The 20845-nt window shown below is 45.5% G+C and carries 22 protein-coding genes and 1 pseudogene; 14 read left to right on the forward strand and 9 right to left on the reverse strand.

Annotated elements, in window-relative coordinates; all coding sequences use genetic code 11:
• Positions 1-233: 233 nt before the first annotated feature.
• Complete coding sequence (locus MiSe_RS18105) at positions 234-2156, reverse strand: NACHT domain-containing protein (protein WP_226583015.1); 1923 nt, start codon at positions 2154-2156, stop codon at positions 234-236.
• Positions 2054-3403 carry an NACHT domain-containing protein gene (locus MiSe_RS18110; RefSeq protein ID WP_226583018.1) on the reverse strand — a complete coding sequence of 450 codons (1350 nt, stop codon included), beginning with the start codon at positions 3401-3403 and terminating at the stop codon, positions 2054-2056. The genes MiSe_RS18105 and MiSe_RS18110 overlap by 103 nt, the downstream gene beginning before the upstream one ends.
• A 335-nt stretch (positions 3404-3738) precedes the next feature.
• Between MiSe_RS18110 and MiSe_RS18115 the strand changes: the two genes are divergently transcribed.
• Positions 3739-3984: a hypothetical protein gene (locus MiSe_RS18115; RefSeq protein ID WP_226583021.1), complete on the forward strand. Its 246-nt coding sequence runs from the start codon at positions 3739-3741 to the stop codon at positions 3982-3984.
• A 40-nt stretch (positions 3985-4024) separates the two neighbouring features.
• Positions 4025-5206, forward strand: coding sequence for a glycoside hydrolase family 10-like protein (locus MiSe_RS18120; protein ID WP_226583023.1), 1182 nt, complete (start codon positions 4025-4027; stop codon positions 5204-5206).
• A gap of 57 nt (positions 5207-5263) precedes the next feature.
• Here MiSe_RS18120 and MiSe_RS18125 read toward each other — a convergent pair whose 3' ends face one another.
• On the reverse strand, positions 5264-5455 hold the full coding sequence (locus MiSe_RS18125; RefSeq protein ID WP_226583026.1) for a hypothetical protein: 192 nt from the start codon (positions 5453-5455) through the stop codon (positions 5264-5266).
• A 183-nt stretch (positions 5456-5638) separates the two neighbouring features.
• On the opposite strand from MiSe_RS18125, the gene MiSe_RS18130 reads away from it, so the two are divergent.
• The 3 genes from MiSe_RS18130 to MiSe_RS18140 all read left to right on the forward strand — a co-directional run bounded on the left by MiSe_RS18130 (position 5639) and on the right by MiSe_RS18140 (position 9456).
• Complete coding sequence (locus MiSe_RS18130) at positions 5639-6784, forward strand: FAD-dependent monooxygenase (RefSeq protein WP_226583029.1); 1146 nt, start codon at positions 5639-5641, stop codon at positions 6782-6784.
• A 197-nt stretch (positions 6785-6981) separates the two neighbouring features.
• Positions 6982-8298, forward strand: a complete 1317-nt coding sequence (locus MiSe_RS18135; RefSeq protein WP_226583032.1) for a damage-control phosphatase ARMT1 family protein — start codon at positions 6982-6984, stop codon at positions 8296-8298.
• Between the two features lie 84 nt (positions 8299-8382).
• Entirely contained in the window at positions 8383-9456 is a 1074-nt protein-coding gene (locus tag MiSe_RS18140; protein WP_226583035.1) for a threonine aldolase family protein, read from the forward strand.
• Positions 9457-9526: 70 nt separating this feature from the next.
• Here MiSe_RS18140 and MiSe_RS18145 read toward each other — a convergent pair whose 3' ends face one another.
• Positions 9527-10036 (reverse strand): restriction endonuclease, encoded by a 510-nt coding sequence (locus MiSe_RS18145; RefSeq protein ID WP_226583045.1) that lies wholly within the window; start codon positions 10034-10036, stop codon positions 9527-9529.
• 103 nt (positions 10037-10139) lie between these two features.
• Between MiSe_RS18145 and MiSe_RS18150 the strand changes: the two genes are divergently transcribed.
• Positions 10140-10361, forward strand: a complete 222-nt coding sequence (locus MiSe_RS18150) for a hypothetical protein (RefSeq protein WP_226583048.1) — start codon at positions 10140-10142, stop codon at positions 10359-10361.
• Between the two features lie 108 nt (positions 10362-10469).
• Here the strand turns inward: MiSe_RS18150 and MiSe_RS18155 are convergent, their stop codons facing one another.
• Positions 10470-10748 carry a plasmid partition protein ParG gene (locus tag MiSe_RS18155; protein ID WP_226583051.1) on the reverse strand — a complete coding sequence of 93 codons (279 nt, stop codon included), beginning with the start codon at positions 10746-10748 and terminating at the stop codon, positions 10470-10472.
• Between the two features lie 174 nt (positions 10749-10922).
• On the opposite strand from MiSe_RS18155, the gene MiSe_RS18160 reads away from it, so the two are divergent.
• The 6 genes and pseudogenes from MiSe_RS18160 to MiSe_RS18185 all read left to right on the forward strand — a co-directional run bounded on the left by MiSe_RS18160 (position 10923) and on the right by MiSe_RS18185 (position 14168).
• Positions 10923-11195: a peptide ABC transporter substrate-binding protein gene (locus tag MiSe_RS18160; RefSeq protein WP_226583054.1), complete on the forward strand. Its 273-nt coding sequence runs from the start codon at positions 10923-10925 to the stop codon at positions 11193-11195.
• Between the two features lie 322 nt (positions 11196-11517).
• Positions 11518-12796: pseudogene (gene iscB / locus MiSe_RS18165) on the forward strand (RNA-guided endonuclease IscB).
• 246 nt (positions 12797-13042) lie between these two features.
• Positions 13043-13261, forward strand: coding sequence for a hypothetical protein (locus tag MiSe_RS18170; RefSeq protein ID WP_226583067.1), 219 nt, complete (start codon positions 13043-13045; stop codon positions 13259-13261).
• Positions 13233-13514 (forward strand): hypothetical protein, encoded by a 282-nt coding sequence (locus tag MiSe_RS18175; RefSeq protein WP_226583070.1) that lies wholly within the window; start codon positions 13233-13235, stop codon positions 13512-13514. Before MiSe_RS18170 ends, MiSe_RS18175 begins: the two co-directional genes overlap by 29 nt.
• Before the next feature lie 107 nt (positions 13515-13621).
• On the forward strand, positions 13622-13858 hold the full coding sequence (locus MiSe_RS18180; protein WP_226583073.1) for a hypothetical protein: 237 nt from the start codon (positions 13622-13624) through the stop codon (positions 13856-13858).
• Entirely contained in the window at positions 13851-14168 is a 318-nt protein-coding gene (locus MiSe_RS18185; protein ID WP_226583076.1) for a hypothetical protein, read from the forward strand. Before MiSe_RS18180 ends, MiSe_RS18185 begins: the two co-directional genes overlap by 8 nt.
• Positions 14169-14272: 104 nt before the next feature.
• Here MiSe_RS18185 and topA read toward each other — a convergent pair whose 3' ends face one another.
• From topA to MiSe_RS18200, 3 genes are all read right to left on the reverse strand, one after another.
• Positions 14273-16447 carry a type I DNA topoisomerase gene (gene topA / locus MiSe_RS18190; protein WP_226583078.1) on the reverse strand — a complete coding sequence of 725 codons (2175 nt, stop codon included), beginning with the start codon at positions 16445-16447 and terminating at the stop codon, positions 14273-14275.
• A 303-nt stretch (positions 16448-16750) separates the two neighbouring features.
• Positions 16751-17305 (reverse strand): dihydrofolate reductase family protein, encoded by a 555-nt coding sequence (locus MiSe_RS18195; RefSeq protein WP_226583080.1) that lies wholly within the window; start codon positions 17303-17305, stop codon positions 16751-16753.
• A 22-nt stretch (positions 17306-17327) separates the two neighbouring features.
• The gene (locus tag MiSe_RS18200; RefSeq protein WP_226583083.1) at positions 17328-17993 is read right to left on the reverse strand and encodes an SOS response-associated peptidase; all 666 of its coding nucleotides are present in this window, start codon (positions 17991-17993) and stop codon (positions 17328-17330) included.
• Between the two features lie 181 nt (positions 17994-18174).
• Between MiSe_RS18200 and MiSe_RS18205 the strand changes: the two genes are divergently transcribed.
• A complete protein-coding gene (locus MiSe_RS18205) occupies positions 18175-18780 on the forward strand; it encodes a glutathione S-transferase family protein (RefSeq protein ID WP_226583086.1) in 606 nt (201 codons plus the stop codon).
• 169 nt (positions 18781-18949) lie between these two features.
• Here the strand turns inward: MiSe_RS18205 and MiSe_RS18210 are convergent, their stop codons facing one another.
• Positions 18950-19144, reverse strand: a complete 195-nt coding sequence (locus MiSe_RS18210) for a hypothetical protein (protein WP_226583088.1) — start codon at positions 19142-19144, stop codon at positions 18950-18952.
• Positions 19145-19255: 111 nt separating this feature from the next.
• Between MiSe_RS18210 and MiSe_RS18215 the strand changes: the two genes are divergently transcribed.
• Positions 19256-20722 carry an RNA-guided endonuclease InsQ/TnpB family protein gene (locus MiSe_RS18215; protein ID WP_226583091.1) on the forward strand — a complete coding sequence of 489 codons (1467 nt, stop codon included), beginning with the start codon at positions 19256-19258 and terminating at the stop codon, positions 20720-20722.
• Positions 20723-20845 lie beyond the last annotated feature (123 nt).

Raw genomic sequence — 20845 nt, forward strand, 5'->3', positions numbered from 1 at the left:
AACGATCCTGGTAGGGAACATCAATAACCTTGGCGCTGAACGAGAAGCTTTTTTGCTGTTCCCTACAATCAATGTTGCTCGAAAAGATGCAATTGGAAACGATATGATATCAACGATCCTGGTAGGGGCACGGCATCAATAGACTTTGCGCTAAACTCGAAGGTTTTCTGCCGCCGTGCCCCTACGATCGATGTTGATCAAATAGATGCAATTGGAAACGATATAACACCCACCTATTCCGCTCGTTTCCTCCTTTCTAATAGATTCTTGGCGAATTTCCTCACCTGCTCATCTGGATCGTTGTCTGCGCGATCGCGTAACAAGTCTAAGGTTTGGGGATGGTCGTGATAGTATCTGACAATTGCCTCCAGAGCGGTTTTCCGGGGATTGGTTAGACGCTCATCATCGCTTGTAAAAGGATCGTTTAGGGCGCGATCGCACAACAACTCAAACATCCCAGGCGTATCTTTCCAACCACGGGCGAGTTCTTCCACCGCCACATGGCGCACCCAATGATCCGCATGGTTTTCCGCCCAGTCTTTCAGCAGAATCAAGGTATCCGGGTCATCTTTCCAACTACGGGCAAGTGCTTCCACCGCCGCACCGCGCACAATCCAATCCACATCGTTTTGCGCCCGGTCTTTAAGCAGAATCAAGGTATCCGGGTCATCTTTCCAACCACGGGCGAGTCCTTGCACCGCTGTATTGCGTACAGCGTATTTCGCATCGTTTTGCGCCCGGTCTTTAAGCAGAATCAAGGTATCCGGGTCATCTTTCCAACCACTGGCGAGTTCTGCGACCGCGAAAACGCGCACAATCCAATACACATCGTTTTGCGCCCGGTCTTTAAGCAGAATCAAGGTATCCGGATCATCTTTCCAACCACGGGCGAGTCCTTGCACCGCCGCACAGCGCACAAGACCATTCGCATCGTTTTGCACCCGGTCTTTAAGCAGAATTAAGGTATCCGGGTCATCTTTCCAGTTCCGCGCGATCGCCCGCACGGCTGAATGTGGTACATAAGACTCGGAATCAAATTGCATACAGGATTTTAGCCAGGGCAGGGTTTCTGGATCATCTTTCCAGTTAATGGCGATCGCCATCAAAATTGCAGTAGCCGCTTCTTCATTAAACCTGTACGGATATTCCGCTTCAACTTCTTTTTTCAACACTTGTAGCAGTCGAGTTGCAACAGGAGCGATCGCGCTTCTATTCCTCACTTCTGCCAAACAATTCGCTGCCAGTAAAAGGTTGCTAATCCCTTCCTTTTTCAGTAGTCCATTCCAATCCAGAAAATCACGCCGATCAATTTTCTGCTCCAACAGATACTCAATAATTTCCCCAACGAACTTGGCATCAATCATCCCGCAAATCAGCAACAACACTTCATGCCAAGATTCATCTTGCCAGTGCTTACCAAAAACATCATTAATTAGCCCCTCCAGCGCCAGCGTTTGCGTCTCTTTAAACTGCCAGACAAACTCCCAGGCACAGAAATATTCCAGAAACGTGCGATGGACAAAAGCATAACTATTCGCACCCAGATAGCACAAAATAAAATTGCGGATTCGCAATTGCTTGATCGTCAAGCGGGCGATATCTCTTGCTTGCGGCACCTCTTTAATTGTTTTCAAATAGTTGGTCAGGATATCTTCTAACTGCGTTTCGCCAATCAAATTCCCAGCCAAACCCTTTTCTTTCCCTTGCATCTGGTAGGCAACTTGGCGCAACATTGCCTGTTTGTCTTTCAAATCGATGACCACGGGAAATTTTTTTAATTCGGGGTCTTCTAAAACCTTGGCTTCCACATCCCACTGGTGCAATAATAACCCCGATGCCTTTTCGTAGAGGGTAGCGCGGTCTCTAGGAAGTTCCTGACTGCGGTTGAGAATTGCCATCATCGTCAGCAGCAAGGGGTTTCCTGCTAGTTCCCGAATCGCTTTGGAATTGGTAATTCCCGTTCGCAGTCGCTGCCGTTTTCTGATTTTATCTTCTCCTTCTGGGAAGGTTTGATCGTGCCAGCGCTGGATAAAGTCTTCTATTTGTTCTGGGGTCAAATCTTGCAGCATGAAGTGGCGAAACCCTGCATCTCGCAGGCGTTGCGCTTTGTAACCCAGCCAGCGAGATGTGGCGTTCGCGTAGCGTGCCGGAGGCATATCGCCTGCACTTTCGGATACTTATTAGTAAAGCTGTGAATATCGGTAACGACGACTTCCCGCAGTGCCGGATCGAATACTTCATCCAACCCATCAAACATCGCAATTGCATGTCCCCGTTTTAACCATTCTTCCAATTGATGTTGGTTCAATCGCTCCAAAATATCGCCAGCATGTAAAAATTCCAGAATGCCATTGCATTTCCCGCTATGGCGATTGCGGGCATAAGTGCGTAATTCAATTAACAGGGGAATTGGGTAAACAGGCAAATCCTTCAACGGTCTTTCTGCCCATTTCAAAGCAATATATTGCAGCAGCGTTGATTTTCCCGCCCCCGGATCGCCTAAAATAACCGTATACTGAGACAATACGCGACTTTGCGGCTCTGGAGAACCCGGATCGCCTACAATTTCAAACACCGAGCGAATTGGCTGTTCTACGTAGGCTTTGCGGTAGCGTTCCACCTCGAATTCGGCAATTTCTGCATCTAATTGGTTTTGCGATCGCAATTCCCGCAACAGTTCTTTGGGAATCTCATAAACCTGGGGTAAAAATTCCTGGCACTCCCGCGCATTTTGCGGCACGAAGACGTTCCACAGCTTTAACTCGTTGTAAGCGTATGCAATGGCATCCATCGATTCCAACCGCAGATTACCATACTGTTCCCGCAGCGCTTCCCGATACCGCCTCAAATCAAATTCAATCGGAATCCCAGCCATTTCTTTCAACTGTTCCGCAGCAGCTTCCTGCGCCTGCGCCGCAAAAATAGCTTGCAGTTTATCGGCATCTTTAATAATATTTTTTACTCGTTTGAGATAGCGCTTGCTAATCTGTCCCCAATCAAACTCCTCCGGCAAAAAAGGCAAATTCATCTCGCGCCAAGTTCGCGCCATAATTTGAATATCGAGTCCCTGAGAATCGCTATTAAAAGCACTCCCCAAAGTCGCCGCAATTTTTTCTTGATTGACAAAATCCTGCAACGGTTTAACGTACTGTTTAATCAGAATTTCATCATAATCAGCCCGTTCTAATTCCTGCTGTACCAATAGCAAAAATTGAGTTAACGCCTTACCATAAGCTTCCTTGAGGGGGTCTTTTTCCGGCAGGTGAATCACCTTTTTCAGGCAGTCTTTAAAGAAATCCTTCGCATAATCCTTCGCCGATTCCTTAGCCAAGTCTTCTAAGATTGGTTTAAATACCAACCCCGCTGCTTGCGCCACGCCCCAAACAACCAGCCATTCCGACATAAGATAATATCCGCCAGAAAAATTTATCTCTTCCTAATATGGCACTGGCTTTGGCGTAGCTTCAACGTTGAAGAAGACATGGCTAAAAAGTATATCTTTGGATAGATGAGGTGCAATTGGTGATATGCTTTTAAAACAGCACTCTTGTGGTGTCCGAGAGAAAAAGTAACACAGCGGATTGCCAGCGAATGAAGTACAGCCACTTTGGCTTCGTTTGTGTAGCGGCAGCATTAATGCTGCCGCTACACAAACGAAGGTATACCATCTAAGGCTGCAAACCGCTATAATTCGCTGGCTCTACCCGGTGCTGCGTCATAGTTCCGGCTGGTGGTTAAATGAAAAATGTCATGTGGGAAGTCAAACACTGCGAGAAATGCAGCCGTTTTGCCGTAATGAGCGTAGATGGATTTTGGGGATGTTTGAAGTGTCGAGAATTACCTGTGGATACTGATGACCAATCTGGCGAAAGGAAATGCGTTTTTTGTCGTAAACCTCTCATCCTACTGATGGAAGCTTGTCTGGACTGCGGTAATCAACCTCGCTACGAGGATAGAAAAATTCATGGGCGGCGGTTATATTAAAATCTGTTAAGGATTTTGCGTAGAATTAAACCATCATTCGATGCAGCGATCGCTTAAACGTTTTTTTCCTATCCTGGCACTGATATCGTTCTTGACGGTATTACTGGCGAACAACTTCGCCCCAGCGCGCGCCCAGCTACCGACTCCGGAAATACCCCGCCAGGAAATTCGCGGAGTTTGGATTACCAGCAACGATCTGGACATTCTCAAAGATCGTGCCAAAGTCCAGGATGCTACCAGTCAACTGCGACGGCTGAATTTCAACACCCTCTATCCTGTGGTGTGGAATTCTGGCTATGTCATGTATCCCAGTCCCGTCGCACAAAGGAAAGGTATCCAACCCTTTGTTTACAAAGGTTCAGATGGACACGATATTTTAGCTGACTTAATTGTCCAATCCCATCGCCAAAACTTACTGGTAATTCCCTGGTTTGAGTTTGGTTTCATGGCACCTCCAACTTCGGAATTGGCATTAAATCATCCAGATTGGCTGACGCAAAAGCAAGATGGTAGCCAAACATCAATTAGCGCGGCGGGAGAGGTTAGTTGGCTCAATCCTTTCCATCCCGAAGTGCAGAAATTTATTACCGATCTCGTGTTGGAAGTCGTCACTAAATACGATGTGGATGGGATTCAATTTGACGATCACATGAGTTTGCCCCGCGAATTTGGCTACGATCGGTACACGGTTGCATTGTACGCACGGGAAACCAATAACAATCCGCCAACCGATCCCGACGATCCAGCATGGATGCAATGGCGATCCGATAAAATCACCGCGTTTATGTTACAACTCAACCAAGCGGTAAAAGCACAAAAACCCAAAGCCATTTTCTCGGTTTCCCCCAACTATTACGACTTTGCTTATAAGTTGCACTTGCAAGACTGGCTCACCTGGGTAAGAATGAATATCGTAGACGAGCTAATTGTGCAAGTTTATCGTCACGAACTGAACTCGTTTACTGCAAAGATTGACTTCCCAGAAATTCAAGAAAGCCAACAAAGGATTCCAACCGGAATTGGTATTATGGCAGGATTGCGAAATCGTCCCGTTTCCATGCAACAAATTCAGTCCCAAGTACAAGCTGCTCAAGAACGCGGTTTGGGCGTCACCTTCTTTTATTATGAAAGCCTTTGGGAGCGTGCGCCAGAACCAGTTGCAGAGCGACAAGCTGCATTTCAAAATCTCTTCAGATATCCCGCAATTCGCGCCAGAATATAACTAAAGTTGCTAATGGCTAATTGCTAATTGCTAATTGCTAATAACTCAAGTTGCTAGTTACATCGAGCCAAAGAAACCGGGTTTCTGACTACTAGGCTCTGCCGTGGTCACGAGGGTAATCGGTACAGCGGCTTGCAGCCCTTGTGAGGTACAGCGTTTTCGCTTCGTTTGTGTAGCGGCACCCTTAAGGGTGCCGCTACACAAACGAAGGTGTACCTCACTAAGAAAGCAATCCGCTATAATTGTCACGATTCCACCACCAATTACCAATTACCAATTACCTATTACCTATTACCAATCTCACAACTTATAACTAGCAACTTGCGTTAATATAATATTTTTGCTAACAGCCATTAGCAATTAGCAATTAGCCATTAGCCATTAGCCATTAGCCATTAGCAAATATAACCTTTCAACACAAGTGTATACACGATGGAAACGGGGAAGAAAATTCTGGCGATTGGTGGTGGAATTGGTGGCGCTGCAACTGCACTAGCACTTCATCGCGTTGGATTTAAACCGATTGTTTACGAGCGCAGCGAAACTTTGAGAGAAGTCGGTGCTGGAGTCGCGCTTTGGGCGAATGCCACTCGTGTTTTGCAAGAGTTAGGTGTTTTAGAAGATGTGTTACGCGCCAGCGATCCGATTACGAACTATCAGTTCTTTTCCCATAGGGGCAAACAATTGATCGACCTCCGCGTCGATGGTTTTGAAGTGCCAGCGGTAGCTATCCATCGTGCTGATTTGCAGGCGTTGCTTTGGCAAAAACTCCCGTTGGATCGGTGTGTTTTAGGTCAGGTGTTTGAGCGGTTCGAGCAAGTCGGAAACAAAGTTATTGCCCATTTCTCTGCTGGTTTAGCAGACGAAGGAGATGGGTTGATTGGAGCTGATGGGTTGCGCTCGCGCGTGCGAGCGCAACTGTTTGGTGAAGCGAAACCAATTTATCGCGGCATGACATCATATCGAGGAATAACAAATTACATACCTGACACCTACAAACGTGGATACATCTGTGAATTTCTGGGTGCAGGAAAAGCCTTCGGATTTGTCACAATTGGCAAAGGGCGAATGTATTGGTATGTCGCATCTAAAGCATCAGAAGCACAACCCGACGCACCCATTGGTCGTAAGCGAGAGCTTCAAGAAATGTTTCAAAATTGGCCTTCACCTATTCCGGAAATGATTGCTGCAACTGATGAAGCCAATATTATCAAAACCGATCTCTATGACCGCGTACCGCTGCAAAAATGGAGCTTTTCAAACATTACATTGCTCGGTGATGCCGCACACCCAACTCTGCCAACAATGGGACAAGGTGCTTGCATGGCAATTGAAGATGCCCTTGTCGTCACCAAATGTTTGCTCGAACAGTCAGATGCCGCAACAGCTTTCCGTCAGTATGAATCCCTGCGCCTGATTCGCACCAAAAAGATTTTCGAACAATCATTACTAATTGGTAAAGTTGCTCGAATAGAGAATCCCGTTGTTGTGGCACTGCGAAATACATTGATGAAATTGCTATCACAACAGTTTGAAAATGACTATAAAGCCCTTCACGCTTACAGAGTTAGCTTTTAAGGAACGTTTTTTTGGATGATATTGGTGTAATCTTGATTCATACAGCAGATTGCTTTTCGTGTAAGGTACAGCCAAAAGGCTTCCTTTGTGTAGCGGCAGCATTAAGGGTGCCCGCACACCGCTGTCGGTGTACCTCATGCGGCTGCAATCCGCTATAACCTTTACACATCGGATGCGAAATCCGATAAAGGCATTGAATGATGGCACAGGAAAATTCTCTCTCTCAATCTCGCTTTCCTAAACTTCCTCTCCCTCCCCAGATAATGGGATCGGAGATCGGTTCTTTCGCTTACAATACCGTCGCTCATCGCTTACCGGATATTGCCCAAAGGGTAATCGATGACAATAAATTTCCGCTTGCTATTAAACCTCTCCAGAACATCAAGTCTAGGGCAGGCGAGACGCCTACCCCACAAGAGTTTTTGGAGAATTCTATTGTTGAGAACCTGCAAACTCTGATTCAGGAATTGCCCTACGGAAAAGTGCGATTTCTAAAAGATATTGAAGCGCCGGATATTGCTGCGTGGAATAACTATTTAGAACCTTACCAGGGAAACAACTGGTTGGATATTCCCTGGTATTTTGCCGAGGCGTATTTTTACCGCCGGATTTTAGAAGCGACAAATTATTTCATCCCCGGAGACTGGCAGGGTTTCGATCCGTTTGAAAATCAAAAACGCCTGGGAATTTTAACTTCAAGTAAGTCTATCCAAGCATTAAGCCCCCTCCTCAACAAATGGGTTAATTCAGGGCAAGATAGCCATCCAGATAATTTGATTGCTTTGTTGTATATTTCTTTATGGGGCAATCGCGCTGATTTGAGCTTATGGCCTGCGGAATCAGGCGATCGCTCGAGTATAGATATTCATCAGCAAAAAGCTTATGTTTTGGCAGATAATACTGATGCGATCGCCAATCAAATTTCCCGTTTTAAAGACGCCAGAATCGATTTTATCATTGATAATGCCGGTTTTGAACTATTTGGCGATTTGTGTCTCGTAGACTTCCTGCTAGCAACGAATGCGGCTAAAACAATTTACCTACAATTGAAAGCGCATCCGACTTTTGTATCCGATGCGATGATAAAAGATATTCACCAAACGATAGAATTCTTAGGGAAAGATAGCGACACTCAGGTGCAGATGCTAGCGTCGCGGTGGCGATGGTATATTGAAAGCGATCGCTTGCGTCTCTGTCACGATCTATTCTGGACATCACCCCTCGCGTTTTGGGAAATGCCCGATGCTTTGCGCCAAGAGTTATCCGAGTCGGATTTAATCTTGATTAAAGGGGATGCCAACTATCGACGACTGTTAGGCGATCGCCACTGGCCTTTTACCACTCGCTTTGAAGATATCGTAACCTACTTCCCCGCTCCAATGGTAGCGTTACGTACCCTCAAAGCAGAATTAGCATCTGGGTTACAATTAGAGCAGATAGAAACCCTCAACCGCGAAGATCCCCAATGGTTAACTAACGGACGATGGGGAGTCATCCAATTTGCTAATAGCTAATAGCTAATAGAAAACCAATTAGCAATTAGCAATTAGCAATTAGCAATTAGCAATTAGCAATTACCAATTACCAATTACCAAAATATGAACTTCTGTAGCGATAACGTCACAGGCATCTCACCGGAAATTATAGCAGCATTAATTGCCGCCAACTCAGGCGCGGCGATGCCTTATGGAAACGACGAATATACGGCACGACTGCAAACTAAATTTTCCCAATTATTCGAGACAGAGGTAACGGTTTTTCCCGTGGCAACTGGATCGGCGGCGAATGCGATCGCACTTTCCGTCATCACACCTTCTTATGGTGCAATATACTGTCACGCCGACTCCCATATCAACCTCGATGAATGCGGCGCACCCGAATTCTATACAGGTGGCGCAAAATTAGTTTCCCTTCCCGGAGAAAGCGGCAAAATAACTGCCGCCGACTTGGATATAAAACTAAAAAAAGCCGGTGCTGGCGTCGTGCATCACGTCCAACCTGCTGCTGTTAGTTTAACCCAAGCAACCGAGGCGGGAACTGTTTATACTCCCGATGAAATTCGCGCCATTTCTGAAGTAACTCGCGCCCACAATTTAACCTTACATATGGATGGCGCGCGCTTTGCCAATGCAGTTGTAAGTTTGGGTTGTACTCCTGCCGATATTACTTGGCGTGCCGGTGTGGATATCCTATCTTTTGGCGCCACTAAAAACGGCGCAATGGCAGCAGAAGCGGCGGTCTTTTTTAACCGCAATTTAGCCGAAACATTTCACTTCCGGCGCAAGCGTGGCGGACATTTATTCTCGAAAATGCGTTTCTTATCGGCGCAGTTAGAAGCTTACATTACAGATAATTTATGGCGGCAAAATGCTATTCATGCTAACAAAATGGCTGCTAAATTAGCAGATGGATTAACTTCTATACCAGGAGTAAAGTTACTTCATCCCGTTCAAGCTAATGAAATTTTCGCGGAATTGCCAGAAGCAGTAATTCAAGGATTGTATGATGAGGGTTTTCAATTTTATCGCTGGGAAGGAGAAGGTTCGACCATTGTGCGTTTAGTGACTGCTTTTAATACAAAGGAAGAAGATGTAGTGGCATTTATAGAAACTGCGAAAAGATATTCGATTCCCGCTTATTCTCCGGGAATGGGGAAATTGACTGGTGTTTGAGGTAGGCAATCGCTTTTCTCGCTCTCAACCAACAGGACTGGAAAAACACGGGCAAAGCGATCGCCGTAGTTTATTGTTGATTCATTGTTTTAGCGCGAAGGATCAAATCAATTAATTTCTCTCTATCCCAAAGCTCCACTCCATTTGGACGGGCTAAAGCATAAGCACTTGAAGTAAATTTACTATTAGTAATGACTATGGCGTTGTTAGCTCCATAGTATTTAATTGCACCTACTACTTCTTGAACTGCTGCGCTGCCAACTGTCTTTTTATATCTTTTTGCCTGAACTACTGTTTTATTACCCTGATTGATTAAAATTAAGTCGGCTCCAAAATCGTTAGACTTTGGGGTTGTTTTGACAACATAACCGAGCCTTTTAAAACAAATAGACAGAAATTCTTCAAATTCTTCCCCAGTCATCTTGTCAATTTGACCAACAAGCTGACCGAGTTCCTTTCTGTCTAGAGTTCCTTGTCCGAGGATGATGTCTTTAAAGGTATCGAGTAAAGTTTTTTGGATTTCTTTGATAGCCTCTTTGACTATATTTTTAGCAGCCTTTTGCAGAAAGCGTGGTACCATTGGTAATTTTTCCTATTTTTCTAACATTTAACTAATGCAGGACTGACGCAGTGATACTAAATATGGTTGCTTGGTGCCCTTTTTTTAACTCACATCTTGCACCTTGAGGCAGCAGCCCACAGGATCTCGTTCCCAGGTTGAACCTGGGAACGAGATCCTGGAGGCAGAGCCTCCCGTGGTGCAAGATGTAAGTTTAAGATACTTAACTCACACCGAAAGATATAACGGTGTTTTTACTGAGTTTTTACGCAATCGCCACACTACCGCTAAGACTTGCTTGCGATCGCCTAAAAACTCAACTTGTCCGCTGGACTGGGTACTATAGCCGTGCAAAGACTGAAAAACACGAACCGCCCCAGGATTGGGGCGGTTTTTTTAGGGGATGGGAGAGCGTAAGCTCCCCATCGCTGCTAGACGCTGCGCTATACGCGCTCTAGCCACCTTTATCCCCATTATCCTTCTCGCTGACCTGCTCGCTGACCTCGCCTGGTGAGTCCTCGCTGACCGGGCGTGCTGAGTCAGTTTCTTTTTGCGTCAGCCACTGATCGATCAGTGCGGTGACGACCTCACTCATCGGCTTTTCTTCAGCCGTGCAGGCCAGTTTGAATTTTCGTTTTAGCTCTTTGTTGATATAAAGGCTCAACTCTGTGCTTCCTTGTGGAATCTTTTTAGCCACTGTCTCTTCCATACGCGCATACTTGCATTGTCGCATCTGATTTACACTTAGCTACTGCGACCACGTATTGGACGATTGCGCGCTAGGTCTATCCTATTTCGCAGACTTGTGGTAGAGTTTGCATTAACCAAATAGTGCGCCGCATCGCTGGTGTAGCAGACCAACGATACGACGACTTCCCCCTATCAGGACTAGGAGGCTCATTTTATCATGGCAGAAATTGGCAAATTAAAATGCTTTCTTCCGTTGGAAATTCTGACTGCAACACCCTTTGCAGACAGTTTGCCTGGTCATAGCAACGGCAGCTTTGAACAAGTGAAGGTTCTAGTCATTGGATCTCGCTATGGGGTCACTTTGACTATCCACACCCTGCACGTGTTACGTTTTGCTGATGTTGGTCAATGGAGTCGGCTGCTACCTGCGCCTACTCCAGGCGAAGTGATGAGCATTTTGATCCGGAGGATTGCTGGTCCCACTGTCTAGGCAGAAACCCGGTTTCCAAGTACAACACGCCATTTCTTTGTAGATTGGTTTGAGTCAGCACCCCCGGCTGAAGCACGGGGGCTTCTGGCGCCTAACTTCAGGTAGCTGACCAGCCTAAGCCCTTGGGCTACGTTCTTCGCTGTGAGTTTAAGTTCCTACCTTGGGTTGCGTAGCTAGACCCACGCCCTAGAACCAAAACGTTAAACATCTTTAAGGGGTTTAAGGAAGTGCGTTTTGGAAAGTACCGACTCTGAACATTGGCGTTCGCGCAGCGTGCCGGAGGCATTAGCTAACGTTACGAGAAATCAGGAGAGACGCAACAATGTCTAACTTTGTTCTGGTTCTAGATCCCAACCGAAAACCACTCAACCCCTGTACTCCAGGAGTTGCCAGAGGTTTACTCAAATCAGGGAAAGCTTGATTGTTTCGAATGTTTCTGTTCACGATTATCTTGAATAAAACTGTTGATGATACTCCCCAATCAATGCAACTGAAACTAGACCCTGGTTCAAAGACCACAGGGATAGCCTTACTTCAAGGAGAAAAAGTTGTTTGGGGGGCAGAACTTACGCATCGTGGACAACAGATTAAGAATGCTCTTGAGGCACGAAGCTTGTTAAGAAGAGGAAGGAGAAATCGCAAGACTCGCTATCGTCAACCGCGATTTTTGAACCGTACTCGTAAGTCAGGCTGGTTAGCCCCCAGTCTTCAACATCGGGTTGAAACAATTTTGACTTGGGTTAATCGGTTGCGTCGTTATGCCCCAATTACAGGCAGATCTCAAGAACTTGTTCGATTTGATTTGCAGCAAATGGAAAACCCAGAAATAGCAGGCGTTGAGTACCAGCCAGCAAGGCTGCTTGTTTGGCTACGAAGTAGGTGAATATTTATTAGCTAAATGCGAGCGGAAATGTGCTTATTGTGGTGAGGAAAATGTACCGCTACAAGTCGAGCATATTCACCCCAAATCTAAGGGAGGAACAAACAGAATTACCAACCTATGCCTAGCTTGCTCACCCTGCAACATCAAGAAAGGCACTCAAAGCATTGAGGTATTTCTTCAGAAAAAGCCTGAGATTTTAAAGCAAATTTTGGCTCAAGCTAAGCGTCCATTAAAAGATGCAGCAGCAGTCAATTCAACCCGCTGGGCATTGTTTCAGAGGCTCAAACAAACTGGCTTGCCTGTTGAGGCAGGTAGTGGTGGAAGAACCAAGTATAACCGATGTCGCTTGGAGTTAGCGAAGCAGCACTATATTGATGCGGCTTGTGTTGGGAAAGTTGAGCAGTTAACGGTTTTAACTCAACGATCGCTACTAATCAAAGCTACAGGGCATGGTAATCGCCAGATCTGTGGCACGGATAGATACGGCTTCCCCTATCGTCATCGGTCTAGAATCCAAATTCACAAAGGGTTTCAAACTGGCGACATTGTTAAAGCTGTGGTCAGCAACGGTAAGAAAATCGGCACTTATGTTGGTCGTGTTTTGTGTCGAGCCAGTGGCAGTTTCGATATTGCAACCAAGTCAGGACGAGTGGCTGGTATAAGTCACAAATATTGCAAGTCAATTCACAAAAAAGACGGTTATACTTATGCGGCATGAATTTTCACGGCGGTTAAAACCGCTCGTGTCTTATTTCATCCCCCGGTTAAAACTCGGTTGCTCTCCAACTCCCGGAGGTTTTAGGTGAAGCGCAACCCAAATTTTGCGTTGGGTTTCGTACCTCAACCCAACCTACAAAATAGTCCATTTTTCGGTTTGGCGAAGGTATTTACAGCAGAAACCGGGTTTCTTTGCACGCAATCTACGCAAACGCCTGTTTCTCCCATCAACCAGTGAGGAAATACCATGACCAACGGTAACCAACCCAACGGCGACACGCCTCAACCAGATCGGATAGATACATTAGAGGGTTTCGTTGAAGCTTTAGATATATCGATCGAAAATTTGGAAAGCAGAGCTGATTCGAGTGAAGATGAAATTGCCCAGCTGAAACAGCGGGTAACAGAGTTAGAAAAGCAAGCTTATGGAGATGAAGATGACTGGAAAAAAATGTCTATCACCTGAGCGCACCGCGCAGCGCCTTGCAAAAACCGAAGAAAGGACAAAAGCTTCTAAGGAGCGTAGGGAGAAACTTAACACCGAATTCGCTCTCTCGCGCAACCTTCGCTCTCCCCTGCTGGATTTCGTTGACGATTTGGTGCATCGTCCTCCCAATACCGAACAGATGCGCCAACTCAAGGAACTGCTATTACAAGAACAGCAAAGCATAGCTCAACTGATTACCCTAATCGATCGGTATTTGGATAGCGATCGCTAAGAGTAACACCAGATGCTTTCCGCGAGTGCTAGGGGTGTGCATATCGCTTACCTACATGAGTTGCAAGACTTGCGATCGCCTGTTTCTCCCATCAAGGAGGAAAATCAATGACCAATGGAAGCAACGGTAACCAACCCAACGGCGACACGCCTCAACCAGATCGGATGGATACGTTAGAGGGTTTCGTTGAAGCTTTGGATATATCTGTTGACATTCTGGAAAACAGAACCGACGATCTAGAGGACAAAACTAACTCTCTTGAAGCTCAAGTTGGCAGATTGACTGAGGAAATAAACGAGTTAAAACGGCAACTAAGAGAAATTCGCAAACAGGAAGATGACTGAAGAAGAAAAATGTCAAAGACTCAAACTTCTCACCGAAAGGCGTCTCGCAAAAGCCAAGCAACAGCAAGAAAAAGCCATCTTAATGAAGGAGAGATTTGAGGTTACCAAGCAGCGCTGGGAAATACTTAACACCGAAAATGCTCTCTCGCGCAACCTGAGATCTCCTTTGCTGGACTTCGTTGACGATTTGGTGCATCGCCCTCCTAATACCGAACAGATGCGTCAGATGAAGGAATTGCTGTTAGAAGAACACCAAGCAATCGCTCAACTCATTACCCTAATCGATCGGTATTTGGATAGCGATCGCTAAGAGTAACACAACATGGTAGGGGCACGGCAAGAGAAAACCTTTGAGCTGACGACAAAACTTACTCATGTTCCCTACTACCCCCGATTGATTTGACTGACATCAGTTCATTTAGGTAGTTTCAACTCCCCAAATTTAGGCGACCACCAGTTGCCTTGCTTCGTTTTAAAGAATGCTACATCTTTACACTTACTCGGTCTAGTTTTGGGATTACAACATCGCAACATCACCTTTGCTTGACCGTCTTTACTATACTCGTAACGTTCCAGAGGATTGTGACAAACCGGGCAAGAATACTCGCTAAGCGATTTAGGACTAGATCCAGATTTCCCCTCGGATAATGGTAGTTCGTAATTCCCACTTTTAACATTTAAAAACATCACCGTTCCACAACCGCCTGTCTGGCGATCGCAGCTGAGGAAATGGTCGGCTTTTAGCTTTTGAGACTTGGAGGAAACTTTGGTCATTTGACACCCGCAGTTGGGACATTGAATATCTGCTTGCTTTTGGGAAGATGGTGCTGAACCTTTTCCACGATTTTGATTAGGTAAGCTGCGTTTTACCTTGGCAACTTCTCCCACAGCTTTTGCTAAAGCTGGGGCAAAATAATCGCGGTTCCAACTGGTTAGATAGCGCTCCCAGTTGAGTTTTCCTTGTGCGATAGCATCTAATTCCTGCTCCATCTTGGCAGTAAATTCCGCTGCAATTAAGTCCGGTAAAACCTGCGCTAAAAAAGCATCCAACTCCATCCCTAATTGAGTCGGTTGCAATTTACCCTTAACTAATTCCACATATTGACGATCTTTTAAAGTCTTAATTGTGGGAGAATAAGTACTAGGTCTACCGATGCCTTTACGCTCCATCAACTGCACTAATTTAGGTTCGGTATAGCGAGGCGGTGGCTGGGTTTGTTTCTTCTCGGATGCTGCTTGTTTAAGATTTACCACCTGTCCTTGCTGCACGTTTGGTAACTCGCTATCATCGCTGATATTGTTCCAATAAACGGTATAACCGGGAAAGATTAAAACTTGTCCCCTAGCTTCCCAAAACGCCGTTCCAGATTGGGTAATAATTCTAGTTTTCGCGACTTGTGCTGCACGACATTGGGAAGCGACGGTACGATTCCAAATCAATTGATAAAGATTAGCTTCGTCCCCATTCACCCGCGAGGAAAGTTGCTCTGGTGTGAGATACACATCCGTCGGACGAATCGCTTCGTGCGCTTCCTGTGCGCCAGCTTTAGAACGATGTCTGGTTACTTTAGCGGGTACGTTATCTGGGTCGTTTTGCTCTAAATACTGACGCACCGCAGCGCAAAATTGGTCAGATAACATTACCGAGTCGGTTCGCATGTAGGTAATATAACCCGCCTCGAACAAAGATTGGGCGACCTTCATCGTAAATTCTGGGGCAAAGCGCAATTTTGCTCCCGCCGCTTGCTGCAAGCTAGAAGTCGTAAATGGTGCAGGTGGCGATTGGTTTATCGTCTTCTTTTCAACTTGAACGATTTGATGCGGATTCGATTTAGCGATCGCAACCAAGCGATCTGCTTCCGCTTGGGAAGTTACCCAGTCTGATTCCGGTAAGACATCGGTTTTAGTCGCTGCATCATCGGGTTCTGAGGATGTTTCATCTTTCTTTTCGTTCCCTTTTGCCCGATAAAAAGCTTTAAATCCTTCTACATATTCAACCCAAACCGACCAGTAATCTTGAGGGACGAACGTAATAATTTCTGTTTCTCTTTGGCACAGTAAATGCAGGGTAGCACTTTGCACCCTTCCCATTGATTTTGCACCATTATTCAGCGCCCATACTAAATGCTTGCTGCCTTTATATCCGACCAATTTATCTAAACAATCTCTAGCACGTCCGGCAGCGATTAAATTTTGGTCGAGGGTTTTTGGATTGGCAAGCGCTGCCATGACGGCAGGTTTGCTAATCTCGTTGTAAGTGATGCGAAAAGGTTGGTTTAATCGCAATTCTTGCGCTAAGTGCCAACCAATAGTTTCCCCTTCCCGGTCGGGGTCGGTGGCGATGTAAACTTCTGTTACTTGCTGGACAACTTGCCGCAGTTCCTTGAGGATAGAACGAGCGCGATCGCTTCTGGGAGTGTAGCGACAGTGAATGCGATCGCCCTCTAAATCAAACCCTAAAGCATCTTCCCCATCGTCAGCTAACTCTCGAATATGACCCATGCTAGCTTTGACAATCCAACCTGTTCCGAGAATTTGGCCTAACTTTTTTAATTTACCGGGAGATTCGATTAGTAAGAGCTTTGTCATATTGCCTGCATTAACTTAATTTTAAATCCCTCGTCAATGCTGGAAACATTTTACAGCGGATTGCAGGCGCATGAGGTACACCTGAGTTTGTATAGCGGCTGCCATTTTTGCTGCCGCTATACAAACTCAGCCTTTTGGCTTTCCTTCACTCGCTTGCTCCGCTGTAATATAAAATACGCAGCCGTAGGGGCACGGCATAGACAATATTTCCCACTATCCAAAAGACTTTCGGTGCCGTGCCCCTACGACAAAACATCTGTACGCATCTTACGCCGCAACTCCATATATGGTGGTGGCGGTGCGTTACACTGGGTTAACGCACCCTACATCTATAATCTTTGTGTACTTCGTGAAATTGTAAGACACTTGCAACAGTCCAGAGTCAAATCTTTTAACTTCTTTCAACTCAAGTTTTGTCTCCAAACTTGCATCTCTCACAATCAATGGAATGCCATCCCCTAAAATAATTGGGTGAATTGAAAGAATCAGTTCATCCAGCAAACCAGCTTTGATGAAATAATGAATAATCTCTGCTCCCCCAACTAACCAAATATCACCACCGGACTGCTGGCGCAGCTTGTTGGTAAAGTTTTTTATATCTTCCCCCACAAATTCCACGTCGTCATTTTTACCTTGCATAGTTTTGGAGAAAACAAAACCCTTCTTCCCTTTGTATGGATATTCCCCAAATTCTTGAATTTGGCGATATGTCTTACCACCCATGACTACGGTGTCAATCGAGTCAAAAAACTCAGCGTAACCGTAGTCAGCGTCGGTAAATAGCCAATCTACTTCTCCTGATGTCCTGGCGATGTATCCATCGAGACTAGAAGCAATGAACAAGCGTATTTTTCTCATAATGTTAGTATTTACTTTCCCTTCAAATCGCCTCAATACAATCCCTACTATCATTTTTAGGATTATTCACTTTTGCGCTTACCGGATAGGCAGTCATCACATCCGAGCGATAAGGTTGCAACAAAGCTTTCAGCGCTTCAGGTTTTTGCTTTGTATCTAACCATTGTTCGTAGTTTTTTGGGTCGAGAATCCCTGGCATTCTGTCGTGAATTGGACGTAAAATATCGTTGGCTTCAGTCGTTATAATCGTACAAGAATCAATCCCCTCACCTTCAGGACTTTCCCAATGTTCCCACAGTCCGGCAAAAGCAAACATTTTACCATCTTCCACCCGGAAATAATAGGGTTGCTTTTTGCCGTTTTGCTGCTGCCATTCGTAAAAACCATCCGCTAAAATCAAACACCGCCGTTTCTTAAAAGCCGAACGAAAAGCTGGCTTTTCCTCGACTGTTTCTGCCCTGGCGTTAATCAGTTTAGCGCCCATTTTGCGGTCTTTTGCCCAAGATGGAATTAAACCCCAGTACAATAATTTAAACTCGCGAGCGCTATCCTGAGAATTTTGCAATATTGTGGCTACTGGCTGGGTTGGGGAAATGTTGTAACGCGGCGAGAGTTCAGGAACTGAGGTGAGGTTGAATGATTCAGCGATCGCTTGCGCTAACTGAGTAAAGCTAAATCGTCCGCACATCTTTTTATCCTCCCATTTCTCCAGAGTTTAAAATGTTACAGAGGATTGCTTTTCGAGTGAAGGAAAGCCTTATGGCTTAGTTTGTATAGCGGCAGCAAAAATGGCAGCCGCTATACAAACGAAGGTTTACCTCATACGGCTACAATCCGCTGTAAACTAACGATCTGCTGCCAAAATTGCCATGTTTAAATTCTACGACTTTTTGCCCTCCGGTAACTGCTACAAAGTGCGCCTTTTGTTAACCCAACTTGGCATTCCTTTTGAAAGGATAGACGTTGATATCCTCAAAGGAGAAAGCCGGACGGCAGAATTTTTAAGCAAAAATCCCAACGGGCGCGTTCCGGTTTTAGAAACAGACTCAGGGCAATTCCTCGCCGAATCAAACGCTATCCTATTTTATCTCAGTGCGGATACAGACTTTTTCCCTAACGATGTTTTTGAGCAGTCGCAAGTGCTGCAATGGTTATTTTTTGAACAGTACAGCCACGAGCCTTTTATTGCGACTTCCAGATATTGGATTTCTATCTTAAAAAAGGCTGAGGAATACCGGGAATCACTCAAGCAAAAACGCGAACCCGGATATGCAGCACTCGCCGTGATGGAGAAGCATTTAACCCATCATAATTTTTTCGTTGCAGAGCGATACACGATTGCCGATATTGGCTTGTTTGCTTACACTCATGTCGCCGATGAAGGCGGATTCGAGCTAACTCAATTTCCGGCTATCCAAGCTTGGATTAAACGAGTGCAAGCGCAACCTCGACATATTAGCATTACTCAAGTTTAAGAATGGTCAGCAGAATCCCGGTTTCTTAGAGAAACCGGGATTCTCAGCAGCAGAATCCCGGTTTCTTTAAGAAACCGGGATTCTAACGCACATTCCGCACCCTCAACCGTCGCATATACAGTGGCAGAAGCGTAATGACCGAAAATCATAGGGCGCAAGCCCCTACCCTTTAGGGATGGGGTAAGCCCGTAGGGGAATTTATTCCCCGTGCAAACTCCTCAATTAGTTCGCTGATACTAATTTTCCGCTTTTCGGCTTCTCGCCTCATATTCTCCCAAGCCGTAGGCGTTACCACTATTTGATGCCTTTCCTTTACTTCATCATGCAAAATTGGTACATTTCTTAATCGCTTTTTAGTTGCCATTTTTAGATATTGTGTATATACTATATCAAGTCTAGCAAATAACAAGGAGGTTCAGGCAAGTGCAAGTAAGATGGAACTTCTTGCATCAAGGCAACCAAGACGCAAGACCAAATGATGTCACGTCACCTTGACACTTTGAGGAAGCATCGTAACTTTGCCTTGCGGGAACGAGAAACAGGCTACAACACCAACAACCAAAACATTGATACCCAAATTGTTTATGCTTTTGGGTCGTTCTGCGACATCGAAACCAAAACAGAGTATGGGTCAAGCTGCCCTTTAACTTGCCCTGTTCTCAAGCATGGCGTAGTTCCTCAAGACTTGAACGTTGCCAAAAAGGCTAACAAGAAGACGGGCATTGTTGGATGGGATTCAGCAAGTGGCATCCAATCCAAAATCACAACCGAGTTGAGACAAACTCGCGCTAACTTTGCCGAGATAGATTCGTGTGTATTGCAAACCAATCTAGCTAAGCTAGATACAGCGTACTCTAATTTCTGGAAGCATGGGCGTGGCTTTCCTCAATACATAAAGAGGCTTGATTCTTTCGAGTTCAAAACTGGCAGAGTACTCGTCAGGGACGCTAGAGACAACTATGCTACCATCTATCTTCCTGGCATCGGTGATGTCAAGATTCATAATAGCCGTGATTTAAGCGGCATTGAGAGATTTGGAACATGTACTGTCAAGCGTGAAGGCGGCAACTGGTACATATCAGCAATATTTGAGGTTCCCGACCTACCAGAAACCAAAAAGCTAGAAAACGCTAAATCCGTTGTCGGCATTGATGTCGGAGTCAACAAGCTAGTTGCCCTGTCGGATGGTAGCTTCATCGAGAATACCCGTCCAGCTACTAATAAGAGAACTGCACGACGCCTAGAAATGCGTCAACGTGCTGCAAGCCGGAAGCTCAAAGGCTCTAAGAACCGTAAAAAGGCATATCAACGTGTTGCCAAGATGCAGCATGAAATAGCCCAAGAGCGGGATGGACGCAACTGGCAAGCAGCGCAAAAGATGGTCAACACAGCAGACGTGATTGGACACGAAGACCTTAACGTCCGCAACATGGTCAAGCGTGCCCAGCCCAAACATGATGGGAAAGGTGGCTACAAAAAGAATGGAGCCAAAGCCAAAACAGGCTTAAACAAAGTCATTTTAGACTGCGGATGGAACGACCTGTTCAATAAGATTGCTTGGCTTGCCTTAAAAGCGGGAAAACCAGTAGTCAAAGTCAATCCCAAACACAGCAGTCAAGAGTGTCCAAAGTGCCATCACATCGACAAAAGCAACCGTGATGGCGAAAAATTTCTGTGTGTAAACTGCAACTATACAGACCACGCAGACACAAAAGCTTCTCGAACGGTCGGGAAGAGAGTGGGGCTAGTCTTCCCAAAAAAAATCAGAAAGACTCTACCGAGGGACTCTCGGAAAGTCACGCCTACGAGATTATCAGTACAACGTGCTGAGCGTAGGAACCATGCCTCTGAGCAGTTGGGTGTTCAGTTGTCTCTCTTTGATACAACTGCGTACACAACTGCCGACAGTCGGAAATCTAAGAGATACGGCAGAAACTCTTAGAGAATCCCCTTGCATTTATGCATGGGGAGCGTCAAATTAATTCTGGCATATGTTTCACCGTCAAGCAGAGGAATGCAAGCTTTCCGCATCCGTTGATTAATTATTTTAAATTATATATATAGC

The sequence above is a fragment of the Microseira wollei NIES-4236 genome (assembly GCF_020521235.1).
Taxonomy (GTDB): domain Bacteria; phylum Cyanobacteriota; class Cyanobacteriia; order Cyanobacteriales; family Aerosakkonemataceae; genus Microseira; species Microseira wollei.